At 64.9% G+C, this 14,110-nt stretch carries 8 protein-coding genes; 2 read left to right on the top strand and 6 right to left on the bottom strand.

The window, feature by feature from the left end; all coding sequences use genetic code 11:
• Positions 1 to 21: 21 nt before the first annotated feature.
• The 5 genes from FQK05_RS13425 to FQK05_RS13405 all read right to left on the bottom strand — a co-directional run bounded on the left by FQK05_RS13425 (position 22) and on the right by FQK05_RS13405 (position 8,059).
• Complete coding sequence (locus FQK05_RS13425) at positions 22 to 1,806, bottom strand: peptidoglycan D,D-transpeptidase FtsI family protein (protein ID WP_158967510.1); 1,785 nt, start codon at positions 1,804 to 1,806, stop codon at positions 22 to 24.
• Positions 1,803 to 2,201 carry a cell division protein FtsL gene (gene ftsL, locus FQK05_RS13420; protein WP_233270498.1) on the bottom strand — a complete coding sequence of 133 codons (399 nt, stop codon included), beginning with the start codon at positions 2,199 to 2,201 and terminating at the stop codon, positions 1,803 to 1,805. The genes FQK05_RS13425 and ftsL overlap by 4 nt, the downstream gene beginning before the upstream one ends.
• A complete protein-coding gene (gene rsmH, locus FQK05_RS13415; RefSeq protein WP_158967508.1) occupies positions 2,198 to 3,175 on the bottom strand; it encodes a 16S rRNA (cytosine(1402)-N(4))-methyltransferase RsmH in 978 nt (325 codons plus the stop codon). Before rsmH ends, ftsL begins: the two co-directional genes overlap by 4 nt.
• A gap of 3 nt (positions 3,176 to 3,178) precedes the next feature.
• Positions 3,179 to 3,703 (bottom strand): division/cell wall cluster transcriptional repressor MraZ, encoded by a 525-nt coding sequence (gene mraZ, locus FQK05_RS13410; RefSeq protein WP_233270497.1) that lies wholly within the window; start codon positions 3,701 to 3,703, stop codon positions 3,179 to 3,181.
• Between the two features lie 2,004 nt (positions 3,704 to 5,707).
• Complete coding sequence (locus FQK05_RS13405) at positions 5,708 to 8,059, bottom strand: ATP-dependent helicase (protein WP_158967503.1); 2,352 nt, start codon at positions 8,057 to 8,059, stop codon at positions 5,708 to 5,710.
• A gap of 290 nt (positions 8,060 to 8,349) precedes the next feature.
• Here FQK05_RS13405 and FQK05_RS13400 point away from each other — a divergent pair, with 290 nt between their 5' ends.
• Complete coding sequence (locus FQK05_RS13400; protein WP_158967501.1) at positions 8,350 to 9,495, top strand: alpha-hydroxy acid oxidase; 1,146 nt, start codon at positions 8,350 to 8,352, stop codon at positions 9,493 to 9,495.
• A 7-nt stretch (positions 9,496 to 9,502) separates the two neighbouring features.
• Here the strand turns inward: FQK05_RS13400 and FQK05_RS13395 are convergent, their stop codons facing one another.
• Positions 9,503 to 10,075 carry a hypothetical protein gene (locus tag FQK05_RS13395; protein WP_158967499.1) on the bottom strand — a complete coding sequence of 191 codons (573 nt, stop codon included), beginning with the start codon at positions 10,073 to 10,075 and terminating at the stop codon, positions 9,503 to 9,505.
• Positions 10,076 to 10,369: 294 nt separating this feature from the next.
• Between FQK05_RS13395 and FQK05_RS13390 the strand changes: the two genes are divergently transcribed.
• Entirely contained in the window at positions 10,370 to 13,825 is a 3,456-nt protein-coding gene (locus tag FQK05_RS13390; protein ID WP_158967497.1) for a pyruvate carboxylase, read from the top strand.
• The last annotated feature ends 285 nt before the right edge of the window (positions 13,826 to 14,110 follow it).

Raw genomic sequence — 14,110 nt, 5'->3', positions numbered from 1 at the left:
GGCGCCCCGCTGTACAAGTGGTTAGTTCGCGGTCAGGCTTATACCAGCCATCTGTCCCGGTTCAACGTCCGGTCTTAGCCCAAGCAGCGGAGCAACGCGCACGATCACCTCGGCCGCCACCGGCACTGCGGTCCAGCCGGCCTCGCGCCGCTGTTCCAGGCCCACCGTCTCGGTCGGTTCATCCAGCGACACGACCAGAACGTATTTCGGATCGTTTACCGGGAACATAGACGCGAAGGTCGCCACGACCTTGTCCTCATAGTAACCGCCGGTGGGCTTGGGCTTGTCGGCGGTGCCGGTCTTGCCCGCAACCGCATAGCCCGGAACGTCGCCGAAGCGCCGCGCGGTGCCGTCCGTCACGACGTGGCGCAGCATCATCCGCGCGTCAGCCGCGGCCCTGTCGGAAATCACCCGCGGCCCGTGTTGCGGACCGGTCTTGCGCAGCAGCGTCGGGCTGACGGCATAGCCGCCATTGGCGATGGTCGCATAGGCTGTGGCCAGGTGCAGGGGGCTGGTCGAAATGCCGTGCCCGTAGGAAATGGTCATGGTCGACAGTTCCGACCAGTTCTGGGGATAAAGCGGCCGCACACCGCTGGCCTCGGCAATCTCGAACGGGGTCGGCTCCAGCAGGCCCAGCCCTTCCAGGAATTCCTTCTGACGGGCTCCGCCGATCATCTGGGCCACACGCGCCGTGCCGACGTTCGACGATTTGGTGATGATCTTGTCCACCGTCATGGTCGCGCCATAGCGGTGCGAGTCGTTGATGGCGAAGCGGCCGAACCGGATCGGGCCGCGGGTGTCGACCTCGGTCTCGGGCGTGACCAGACCCATGTCGATGGCCTGCGACATGGTGAAGATCTTGAAGGTCGACCCCAGTTCATAGACTCCCTGCACCACACGATTGAACAGTGGGCTGTCCTCGGCCGGACGGGTCGGGTCCAGCTGCGGACGGTCGTTCGGATCGAAATCCGGCAGCGAGGCCGCGGCCACCACCTCGCCCGTGTGGACATCCATCAGGACGGCGGCGGCGCCCTTGGCGTGCATCAGGCGCTGACCGGCGTCCAGCACGCGTTCCAGAACGGCCTGGATCGTCAGGTCGACCGACAGGACCAGCGGCGCATCGGCATTGCCCGGATCGCGCAGATAGTCGTCGAAGTTCTTTTCCACCCCAGCCACGCCCACGACTTCGGCCGCGTTCACGCCCTGCTTGCCGAAGGACGCGCCGCCCAACAGGTGCGCAGCAATGGGGCCGTTGGGATAAAGGCGCATCTCGCGCCGGCCGAACAACAGACCTGGATCGCCGATGTCATGCACGGCCTGGCGCTGCTCGGGGCTGATCCGGGGTTTGATCCAGACGAATTTCCGCTTGCCGGTCAGAACCTTGGTCAACTTTTCCCGGTCGAGATCCGGGAAGATCTTCAGCAGCTCCTCGATCGCTTCGCTGGCGTTCACCAGTTGCTGGGGATGAGCATAGAGCGAATAGGTTTCCAGGTTGGTCGCCAGCACCCGCCCCTTGCGGTCCAGGATGTCCGCCCGCTGCATCGCGATCCGCGCGCTTGCGGCAGAGGCGACGGGCTCCTCGGCCTCGGTCATGGCCAGGACGCCCATCCGGGCGCCGACGGTGACGAAGGCGCAGAAGAAGAAGACGCCCAGAACGACCAGCCTACCTTCGGCGCGGACCCGCTGGCGGTCGCGTTCATCGGCCTGCCGCTGACGCAGGTTCTCGCGCTGGATATCGTCGGGGTTCTCGCCCCGTTCGCGGGCCGGCAGGATCCGGGCAAGCGGGCGCAGCGGCGTGCGGGTCATTGGCTGACCTCCGTCATCGGCGCTGCCCCCATGGCCGTGCCATTGACCTTGATCACGCCGGTGCCATCGGTCGACATCTCCATCTCGCCCGGGATCAGCAGACCCGGTTCGGGGGGATAGGTGATCTCGTCGATGCGGCCGAACTGGGTGGGCGACAGCGGCAGAAGGCCCAGCCGCGGAAAGTTCGTCTCGGCCAGGTCGGCCAGCCGGTCGGGGCGGTTCAGATACGCCCATTCGGCACGCAGCACGTTCAGCCGGGCCCGGGCCGCGGCGATGTCGTTCTGCAGGTTCCGGGTTTCCGACAGCACTTCCTGAGTGGCGTAATTTTCACGGTAGGCCCAGAAGGCCAGACCAAAGACCGCCAGCGCGGTCAGGACGTAGAAGACACCCTTCATCTGCGACGTTCCTTCAGTTGCGGCATGCCGATCAGGTCGGCCGGAATGGTTTCCGCCGGCGCATCCGTGCGCATGGCCACCCGCAGCCGGGCCGAGCGCGCCCGCGGATTGATGGCCAGCTCCTCCTGGTCCGGCGGGATGGCCTTGCCCTGCAGGGTGAAGGCCGGCGCCTGCTCTTCCGTTTCCGGCGCATAGCGGTTGGCCCGCCCCGTCTGCCCGGCACGGTGCTGCAGGAAGCGCTTCACCATCCGGTCCTCGATGGAATGAAAACTGACCACGGCCAGCTTGCCACCCGGCGCCAGCGCCCGTTCGGCCGCCATCAGACCGTTATACAGCTCGTCATATTCGCCGTTCACCGCGATCCGCAGCGCCTGGAAGCTGCGCGTCGCCGGGTGCGACTGGCCCGGCCGCGCGCGCGGCAGGCAGCTTTCGACCAGCGCCGACAGTTCGGCCGTCGTCTCGACCGGCTTTTCGGCCCGGGCCTTCACAAGGGTCTTGGCGATCCTGCGGCTCGCCCGTTCCTCACCGTATATATAGAGTATGTCCGCCAGCTCGGTTTCGGACGCGGTGTTGACCAGATCCGCGGCACTGGGCCCGTCCTGCGACATCCGCATGTCCAGCGGCCCGTCGCGCATGAAGGAAAAGCCGCGTTCGGCCAGGTCCAGCTGCATTGAAGACACGCCCAGGTCCAGCACGATGCCGTCCAGATCCTGCCCGTATTCGTCCATCTTCGAAAAGACGCCCTGCTGTTGTACCAGCCGGTCGCCGTATTCCCCGGCCCACCCGGCCGCCATTTCAAAGGCCAGCGGGTCGCGGTCCACTGCGATCACCCGGTCGGCACCGGCACGCAGCAATCCGCGGGTATAGCCCCCTGCCCCGAAAGTCCCGTCCAGCCACGTCCCCGACACCGGCGCCACGGCAGCCAGAAGGGGGCGCAGAAGCACCGGAACATGTGGGGCAGCGGCAGCGGCCATGGCTTACACCTCGACCGAGTTGAGCAGCTCCAGCGGATCGAAATCGTCGGGCTGTTCGTCCATCCAGTCCTCGATGCTGACGGCCTCGGCGCCTTCGAAGACGTCCGGGCTCCAGATCTTGAAGTGGTCGCCGCCCGAGATGAAGTAGGCCATATCGGTCAGCTTCGCCTTTTCGCGCAGCTTGGCCGACAGCACCAGGCGGCCGGAATCGTCGACCGCGATGACCGCGCTCTTGCCGTGGAAGATGTATTCCATGACGCGCTTGGCCTGGCCGGCCGGCATCTTTGCGATCTTTTCCTCGATCTCGCGCATCGCCTCGACCGTATAACAGTCAAGGCAATCCTTCTTGGAATTGCCGTAGACGATGACGACATTCGGGCTGGCCCCGCTGACGCCGGCGGCCTTGGCGTCGCGGTATTCCGGATCGCCTTCCTCAAGCACACGGCGAAAATGGGCCGGGATCGACACCCGCCCCTTGCTGTCAACCTTGTGACTGCTTTCGCCTCTGAACCTGAGCTTGCCGCTCACTGCCTGACCCCTTGCCCGTGAAGGTTGTGCCTGCCTCGCGCCCCAGGGATTTTCAGTGCCCTGAAACGCGAAAACGGCGGGTTGATCCGCTGCCAACGATCAACCCACCGCCCTCGTCCCGCTTTGCGGGCTTATTCCGACAGCGCGCGCTGTTATTGGGGGGATGTCTGCTCGCCCGCGCGCCGGATAGTTTTTTGTCTTAAGAGCGTTCGCCTGTATGAAACCTGTGTTTTCTTTTGTTTTGGGTCTTTTGGGACTTGGGCTGTCCCTCTGGACCCGCGCTCCTTCGATGCACAATTAATGCCATGGGAATTTATGCCTAACAACCCCTCTGTATGGGAAATCATAGCACTTTAGGCCTAGCGGCCACGCAGCGATTCATCACCTTCGGAATCTCGGCCACAAAAGGCACAAGATCAGGTTTCGAAAGCGCGGGCTCCCACTACATCTTCGAATTCGGGGGTCCGGACCAGATCGTCCCATGATTTCCCAAAAAATCCCGACCCGAACTGACCAAAGCTCCCCAAGGGGTTAATGTTTCATTTTTGTTCTCGTCACGGCGCCAATTTCCGGCGCGAATCATCCCGGACACGGCATCGGTGGCATGGCTTCCCCTTGCCGGTGGCACGACGTCCCAAATCGGCAGCCCCGGCCAGATCTGCGCGCCTGGCCCTTCGGCACCGGCGGACTGCCGGATCCCCCCGGCGACCGGCCCGACCCGGGCCCACACCGGGCCGACTCGAAACTGGGTCGGCGCCCGAATCTCTCACCCCAAACGACTCGACTCTGGCCCGCGCCGCCCGAAACAGGAGAAACACCCCTGAGGCGAGTTGACGTAAAGTCCCTTCAGGTCAAACTGGTCGCATGGTGAAATTCTGCGCACCGTGCGAAAAATGACGCTGGGGCACACAAGAGATCTTGATGCGAATTGCAGCGCCCCGCTGAAAATTCGCGCATGTCTCCATGCACTTGCCGCATAGCAGCATTGCCGAGGCAGGTATTGTGCAAGCGCAGCAAATACCAAATATTGGGGTCATCGAAACGGACACGGGATCACACGAACCCAACGCGGATCGGACGCCACACAGGCAGCAGCCAGGCAGACGAACCCGAAACCGGATCGATCAGGCGGCGGGCGGCCTCAGGGCCCGCAAGAACATAGAGATCAGGTTCTCCTCTCCTCCTCCCTAGAGAGCCTGTTACTCGCGGCGGCATCTTCCTCCTCCCTGATGCCGCCGCATTTTACAAAGACCCGATCCGGGTCACTGTTGCGCCGGGTACTCTCCTCCCTCATCCCGGCAGCATCTGGAACGGCGGCCCTCCTCCTCCCTCGGGCCGCCGTTCCTCATTTCCCACCCCGCTTTTCAGCAGTCCTCGGCGATCATCCGGCGTTCAACGCGGACGGCGCCGCATTCCGTTTCCATCGGGCAACGGCCGGATACACGCATGGTTTGCATGCTGCGCGCCTTCGGACATTGCCCGGTCGACTGCACTGCATTTGCTGCATAGCAGCATTGATGACGCACCTATTGTGCAGGCGCAGAAAATACTAAATATTGTCTATACCGAAACGCAGACGGGGCCGCAGGGTCCAGCGGGTCGGGCAGGCGGCGGGCAGCCACAGGGCCCGCAGGAACATAGAGATCAGGTTTCCCTCTCCTCCTCCCTGGGGAACCTGCTACTCGCGGCGGTGTCTCCCTCCTCCCTGACGCCGCCGCACTTTACAACGACCCGATCCGGGTCACTGTTGCGCCGGGTACTCTCCTCCCTCATCCCGGCAGCATCTGGAACGGCGGCCCTCCTCCTCCCTCGGGCCGCCGTTCCTAATTTCATCCCCCCGCATATCTGGACCGGCATTGGTCTAACGCCACGGCCCCGGGACTCCGGCGCCAGCCGACAGCAAAACCCCATCTGCATGGCACAAGGCGTCCGTCGGGCGTGATACGCACAAGAGACATGCGCGCGGTGCAGCGCGCACATGCGGCCCTGGTCGGGTCGCTGCGGTCAGAACGGAATGTCGTCGCTGGATGTCACGAAGCGCGCGACCACCTTCTTGGGCCCCGCCTTTTCGAAATCGATGTCCAGCTTGTCGCCCTCGATTCCCGTGATCGCGCCATAGCCGAACTTCTGGTGGAAAACCCGCTGGCCGACCGTGAAGGACGACACGGCCTCCAGATCGATCACGACGTTGCGGGTTTCCTTGGGCTGCGCCATGCCGCGCTGCCCCGACCGCGCCTGCAGCCGCTTCCAGCCGGGCGAGTTGTAGACATTGGCCTCTGCCACCCGCGTCTCGATCCCGCCGCCAAAGCCCTGGGGCTGCCCTGCCCCCATGCCACCGCCGTAAAGCCCCGGGGGCGTCAGGACGTCGACATGTTCGGCGGGCAATTCGTCGATGAAGCGGGACGGCATGGACGACTGCCACTGCCCGAAGACCCGCCGGTTCGCGGCAAAGGAGATGGTGCAGACCTCCTCGGCCCGCGTGATCCCCACATAGGCCAGGCGGCGTTCCTCCTCCAGGCCCTTGATCCCGTTCTCGTCCATGCTGCGCTGGGACGGGAACAGCCCGTCTTCCCAGCCCGGCAGGAACACCGACGGGAATTCCAGCCCCTTGGCCGCGTGCAGCGTCATGATCGACACCTTGGCGCCATCGCCCTCGGCCTCGTTGTCCATGATCAGCGCGACGTGCTCCAGGAACCCTTCCAGGTTCTCGAAATTTTCCAGCGCCTTCACCAGTTCCTTCAGGTTTTCCAGCCGGCCCGGCGCCTCGGGCGTCTTGTCGTTCTGCCACATCGCGGTATAGCCGCTTTCGTCCAGCACCTGACCCGCCAGGTCGACATGGCCGATATCGGCCTCGCCCGTCATCCGGCCCCACCGCGCCAGGTCGTCGACCAGCATCCGCAGCTGCGCGCCGCCCTTGCCCTTGATCTGGCCTTCCTCGACCGCGATCCGCGCGCCTTCGACCAGGCTGACGCCGTGCTTGCGCGCCGTGATCTGGATCGTCTGCTGCGCCTTGTCGCCCAGCCCGCGCTTGGGCACGTTCACGATCCGCTCGAAGGCCAGGTCGTCCTCCGGGCTGACAACCAGCCGGAAATAGGCCATGGCATCGCGGATCTCCATCCGCTCGTAGAAGCGGGGGCCGCCGATCACCTTGTAGGGCAGGCCGATGGTCAGGAACCGGTCCTCGAAGGCGCGCATCTGGTGGGACGCGCGCACCAGGATCGCCGTCTCGTCCAGGTCGAAGGGCCGCAGGCCGCGGGTCCCCTTCTGCATGGATTCGATCTCTTCCCCGATCCAGCGCGCCTCTTCCTCGCCGTCCCAGTGGCCGATCAGGCGGACCTTCTCGCCCTCGTTCGCCTCGGTCCACAGCGTCTTGCCCAGTCGCTTCTCGTTCGCGGCGATCACGGCAGAGGCCGCAGCCAGGATATGCGGGGTCGACCGGTAGTTCTGTTCCAGCCGCACGACATGGGCGCCCGGGAAATCCTTCTCGAACCGCAGGATGTTTCCCACTTCCGCGCCGCGCCAGCCATAGATCGACTGATCGTCGTCGCCCACACAGCAGATGTTCTTGTGGCTGGCAGCCAGAAGGCGCAGCCACATGTACTGGGCGACGTTGGTGTCCTGGTATTCGTCGACCAGGATGTAACGGAACCAGCGCCGATACTGGTCCAGCACGTCCTCATGCGTCTGGAAGATGGTGATGACATGCAGCAGCAGGTCGCCGAAATCGACCGCGTTCAGCTCCTTCAGCCGCGCCTGGTACTGGGCGTAAAGCTCGGTGCCCCGGTGGTTATAGGCCCCGGCTTCCGCGGCAGGCACCTTTTCGGGCGTCCACGCGCGGTTTTTCCAGTTGTCGATGATCCCCGCCAGCATCCGCGCGGGCCAGCGCTTGTCGTCGATATTGGCGGCCGCCACCAGCTGCTTCAGCAGGCGCAACTGGTCGTCGGTGTCGAGAATGGTGAAGTTCGACTTCAGCCCCACCAGTTCCGCATGCCGACGCAGCAGTTTCACGCAGATCGAATGGAAGGTGCCCAGCCAGGGCATCCCCTCGACCGCCTGCCCCAGCATGGACGCCACCCGCGTCTTCATCTCGCGCGCGGCCTTGTTGGTGAAGGTCACGGCCAGGATCTCGTTCGGGCGGGCGGTGCCGGTGTTCAGCAAATGCACGATCCGCGCGGTCAGCGCCCGTGTCTTGCCGGTGCCGGCGCCCGCCAGCATCAGGACCGGGCCGTTCAGGACCTCTACCGCCTGGCGCTGTTCGTCGTTCAGACCGTCCAGATAGGGTGCCGGCCGCGCAGCCATTGCGCGCGAAGACAGCGAGGCGGCCTCGAAGGCGTCGATATCGTCGAAACTGCTCATGCCCCGGACGATACAAGGGATCGGGGCCGCGTTAAAGAGTTGTTCTCGTTCCGTTCACGACAGTTTTCGCAATCCTCGCCGACGGGGGCTCTGCCCCCGGCCCGCCCGTTCCGGACGGGCTCCCCCGAGGGTATTTGAAGACCGAAGAAGCAGGGGACGCGCTCGCATTCCTTCTTCTCTTCACAAATACCTCCGGGGGAGGCCGGGCCATCAGGCCCGGGCGGGGGCAGCGCCCCCACGTGCGACGATTGCCACTTGGGACTGGACAAAGGGACGGCGCAGAGCAACCAATGCAGCCCATGGACCTGCATCAGAGATTTCCCGGCGTCGAAGACCTCCGCCGGCGCGCGCGAAGACGAATCCCGCATTTCGTCTGGGAGTACCTGGACAGTGGCACCGGGCACGAGGCCGCCAAGGCCCGCAACCGCGCGGCGCTGGACCGGGTCGGCTTTCAGCCGTCGATCCTTCACGGCGCGATAGAGCCCGATCTGTCGACCAGCCTTTTCGGACAGGACTATCCCCTGCCCTTCGGCGTGGCGCCCATCGGCATGTCCGGTCTGATGTGGCCGCGGGCCGAGTTCCTTTTGGCTCGGGCCGCGAAGGTGGCCGGCATTCCCTACGCGATCTCGACCGTGGCGGCCCGCACGCCCGAGGACATGGCGCCCCATATCGGACCCAATGCCTGGTATCAGCTGTATCCGCCGCGGGATCCGAAGATCCGGCAGGACATGATCGACCGGATCCGGGCCGCGGGCTTTACCACGCTGATCCTGACCGTCGACGTGCCCTCGCCCTCGCGCCGGGAGCGGCAGGTGCGGTCCGGTCTGACCATGCCACCGGTGCTGACCCCGCGGCTGATGGCCCAGATCGCGATGCGCCCGAGATGGGCCCTGGGCATCGCGCAGTCTGGGCGGCCGACATTGAAGACCATCGAGAAATATGTCGAACCGCAGATGGGTCTCTCCTCCACCGGGCATATCGGCTACATCCTGCGGACCTCGCCCGACATGGATTATGTCAAATGGCTGCGGGATGCTTGGGACGGCCCCTTCCTGATCAAGGGCGTGATGCGGGCCGAGGATGCGGCACCGCTGGAGGCGGCGGGCGTCGATGGCCTGTGGGTGTCGAATCATGCCGGGCGACAGTTCGACGGTTCCATGGCCAGTATCGAGGCGCTGCCCGCGATCCGGGCCGCCACGAAGCTGCCGCTGATCTTCGACAGCGGGATCGAGGGCGGTCTGGACATCCTGCGGGCGCTGGCGCTGGGGGCCGATTTCGTGATGCTGGGCCGGGCCTTCCACTTCGCGCTTGGCGCCTTGGGAGAGGCCGGGCCCGCGCACCTGATCGACATGCTGGCGCAGGACATGATTTCGAACATGGGGCAGATGGGGGCGGCGACGCTGAAGGACCTGCCGCCGCCGATCGTGCTGGCCTGATCTGGTGCTATTTCGCCCGCAAGGGTTTCGCGGCCGGGAAAAAGTGAAGCGTCATTGCTTCTTGTTCCGGCATGGTGTCGTCTCCCAGTACATCGACCAGCCAGACGTTGTCGCCAGCACGAAAATACGTCCCACAGTAGCCGCCCAGGGTTTCCAGGCGCTCATCGTAGAGCGTGACTGCCAAGTTCGACGTGGCATTGGCAACGTCCTGCGCAACAGGGCGCGCCGCCTGATCTATCCTTGTGGAGACTACCGTGGTGCCACCTTTTTCGTAGCAGTCGGACAGGCCCAAAAGCCGTCCTTTCATGACCCACTCATTCGTGACGATGCCGATTTCCATTTTGTAGGTTTCCGTGAGCCGTCGCACCGTTCGTGATCCAGAGATCGACACCTTCCAGATCGAAGAGCAGGACTCTGTCGCCGGACGGTAATTCAGACACCAGTAGTCGTTCACATGTTCTTCGGCGAGCTGCGCAAAACCGACCTGCTGCGCGTTCGGAGGCAAATGCACCTCCGTCACAACATCGCAGGCGCCCAGTGCCATGACCGCACAGGCCGCCAAGGTCTTCAGTCGTACCATCTTCATCGCTACCCGGGCCAGCGCCCGCCCTTCCCCGCAGATCTCACTCCAAACTGGAATATCGCGCAGCGAAGCACAATCCAGAATTGAATTCCACTACATCAACGTTAGCGCCGGACAATTGTATACCGCGGTATTCCTGACAGATGCCAGCCACCCGCCTCCCGCTACATCCTTGCAAAAAATGCACTATTTCGGCTTTTTGCATCTGCAGCACCATGCTAGCACTAGCGTCATCCCGGACCGTGCCGCCCTTACCACGGCACCGTCCGGCGGACCGGCAAGGAGACCCCCATGACCGATTTCCGCAAGATTCTCATCGCGAACCGCGGCGAGATCGCCATCCGCGTCATGCGGGCCGCCAACGAGATGGGCAAGAAGACCGTCGCCGTCTATGCCGAGGAAGACAAGCTGGGCCTGCACCGCTTCAAGGCGGACGAGGCCTATCGGATCGGCGAAGGCCTTGGCCCCGTGGCGGCTTATCTCTCGATCGACGAGATCATCCGCGTGGCCAAGCTGTCGGGGGCGGACGCGATCCATCCGGGCTATGGCCTGCTGTCGGAAAACCCGGCCTTCGTCGAGGCCTGCGATGCCGCCGGCATCACCTTCATCGGGCCGCGCGCCAAGACGATGCGGGCGCTTGGCGACAAGGCCTCTGCCCGTCGGGTCGCCATCGAGGCCGGTGTGCCGGTGATCCCCGCGACCGAGGTTCTGGGCACCGACATGGACGCCATCCGCAAGGAAGCGGCCGAAATCGGCTATCCGCTGATGCTCAAGGCCTCCTGGGGTGGCGGCGGCCGCGGCATGCGGCCGATCCTGGCGGAAGCGGAGCTGGAGACCAAGGTCCAGGAAGGCCGGCGCGAGGCCGAAGCGGCCTTCGGCAACGGCGAAGGCTATCTGGAAAAGATGATCCTGCGCGCCCGCCATGTCGAGGTGCAGATCCTGGGCGACAAGCATGGCGGCATGTACCACCTCTACGAACGCGACTGTTCGGTCCAGCGCCGGAACCAGAAGGTCGTCGAACGCGCACCCGCCCCCTATCTGACCGACGCCCAGCGGGCCGAGATCTGCGAACTGGGCTACCGCATCTGCAAGCACGTGAACTACGAATGCGCCGGGACCGTCGAGTTCCTGATGGATATGGACACCGACCAGTTCTACTTCATCGAGGTGAACCCCCGGGTCCAGGTCGAGCACACGGTGACCGAGGAAGTGACGGGGATCGACATCGTCCGCGCCCAGATCCTGATTGCCGAGGGCAAGACCATTGCCGAGGCCACCGGCAAGGCCACCCAAGGTGACGTCCGGCTGGAAGGCCACGCGCTGCAGACCCGGATCACGACCGAGGATCCGCAGAACAACTTCATCCCCGACTATGGCCGGCTGACCGCCTATCGGTCCGCCACCGGGCTGGGGATTCGGCTGGACGGCGGTACGGCCTATGCCGGGGGCGTGATCACCCGCTATTACGATTCGCTTCTGACCAAGGTCACGGCGCGCGCGCCGACGCCGGAAATGGCGATCGCGCGGATGGACCGGGCGCTTCGGGAATTCCGGATCCGCGGCGTCAGTACCAATATCGCCTTCGTCGAGAACCTGCTGAAGCACCCGACCTTCCTGGATTATTCCTACACGACCAAGTTCATCGACGAGACGCCGGAGCTGTTCAACTTCGCGTCGCGCCAGGACCGGGGCACCAAGGTCCTGACCTATATCGCCGACATCACGGTGAACGGGCATCCCGAGACGAAGGACCGCCCGCGCCCGCCCGCCGACGTGAAGGAGCCGCGGCCGCCCGCGCTGAAGGCGGAACCGATGATGGGCACGCGCAACCTTCTGGAACAGAAGGGCCCGCAGGCCGTCGCCGACTGGATGACGGCACAGCGCCAGCTGCTGATCACCGACACGACGATGCGCGACGGGCACCAGTCCCTGCTGGCCACGCGCATGCGGTCGGTCGACATGATCCGCGTGGCCCCGGCCTATGCCGCGAACCTGCCGCAGCTCTTTTCCATGGAATGCTGGGGCGGGGCGACCTTCGACGTGGCCTATCGCTTCCTGCAGGAATGCCCGTGGCAGCGCCTGCGCGACCTGCGGGAACGGATGCCCAACCTGATGACGCAGATGCTGCTGCGCGGCTCGAACGGCGTGGGCTACACCAATTACCCCGACAACGTCGTCAGGGAATTCGTCCGCGTGGCGGCGAAGACCGGCATCGACGTCTTCCGCGTCTTCGACAGCCTGAACTGGGTCGAAAACATGCGCGTCGCGATGGATGCCGTACTGGAACAGGACAAGGTCTGCGAAGGCACCGTCTGCTATACCGGCGACATCCACGATCCCGAACGGGCGAAATACGACCTGAAGTACTATGTCGCCATGGGCAAGGACCTGCGCGATGCCGGCGCCCATGTGCTGGGCCTGAAGGACATGGCCGGACTGCTGAAGCCCGCCGCGGCCAAGATTCTGATCCGCACCCTGAAGGAGGAGGTGGGCCTGCCCATCCACTTCCATACCCATGACACCGCGGGCGTGGCCGTGGCCACGATCCTGGCCGCGTCCGAAGCCGGGGTCGATGCGGTCGACTGCGCGATGGACGCGCTGTCCGGCAACACCTCGCAGGCGACGCTCGGATCGGTGGTCGAGGCGCTGCGCCGCACCGACCGCGACACGGGCCTGGACATCGGCGCGATCCGCGAGATCTCCGACTACTGGGACACGGTCCGTACCCATTACCGGGCGTTTGAATCCGGCATGCAGGCGCCCTCGTCCGAGGTCTACCTGCACGAGATGCCGGGCGGCCAGTTCACCAACCTCAAGGCGCAGGCGCGCTCCATGGGGCTCGAAGAACGCTGGAGCGAGGTGGCCCACATGTACGCCGACGTGAACCGCATGTTCGGCGACATCGTCAAGGTCACGCCGTCGTCCAAGGTGGTGGGCGACATGGCCCTGATGATGGTGTCACAGGGGCTGACCCGCGACGATGTCGAAAATCCGGGTGTCGACGTGTCCTTCCCGGATTCGGTCATCGACATGATGCGCGGCAATCTGGGCCAGCCCCCGGGCGGCTTCCCCGAGGCGATCGTGAAGAAGGTCCTGAAGGGCGAAGCCCCCTCGACCGAACGCCCCGGCAAGCACCTGCCCCCGGTGGACCTGGAAACCGTGCGCAAGCAGGTGGTGGCCGAACTCGACGGGGAAGAGGTCGATGACGAGGATCTGTCGGGCTACCTGATGTATCCCAAGGTCTTCCTCGACTACCAGTCGCGCCACAGGACCTATGGCCCGGTGCGCACCCTGCCGACCAAGACCTTCTTCTACGGGATGGAACCGGGCGAGGAGATCTCGGCCGAGATCGCTCCGGGCAAGACGCTGGAAGTCCGCCTGCAGGCGGTGTCGGAAACCGGCGAAGACGGCGGCGTGAAGCTCTTCTTCGAACTGAACGGCGTGCCCCGGATGATCCGGGTGGCCGACCGCAAGATCAAGTCGACCAAGGCCGCGCACCAGAAGGCCCAGCCGGGCAACCCGGCACAGGTCGGCGCGCCGATGCCCGGGGTCGTGGCCTCGGTCGCGGTGCAGGCCGGCCAGGCGGTGAAGGAGGGCGACCTGCTGGTCACCATCGAGGCGATGAAGATGGAAACCGGCATCCACGCGGAACGGGCCGCCACGATCAAGGCCGTCCATGTCCAGCCGGGCAGCCAGCTGGACGCCAAGGACCTGATGATCGAGTTCGAAACCGCGACCGAAAACTGACCCTTGGCGGTGCGTGCGTCAGCACGCACCCTGCCCGCCGGGAAAGCCGGTTACCGTGGCCGGAACCCCGGCGGTGCGCCGCAACCCAAGTTGCCGGAACAGGCGAACCCGACGCGTCTGTCGTCTTTGGTCTCCAGATATCCTCGGGGGAGTCGCGCCAGCGGCGCGGCGGGGGCAGAGCCCCCGAACGACGCCCCAACAAGTCCAACCTGTGACCGTCCCGTGCAGGGTGCATGCTCCGCACGCACCACCCCCTCCCCCAGCCACTTTCGGGAAGGTCCCGTC

Source organism: Chachezhania sediminis (genome assembly GCF_009765275.1).
Lineage (GTDB): Bacteria > Pseudomonadota > Alphaproteobacteria > Rhodobacterales > Rhodobacteraceae > Chachezhania > Chachezhania sediminis.
This window is presented reverse-complemented; position numbering and strand designations above follow the sequence as displayed.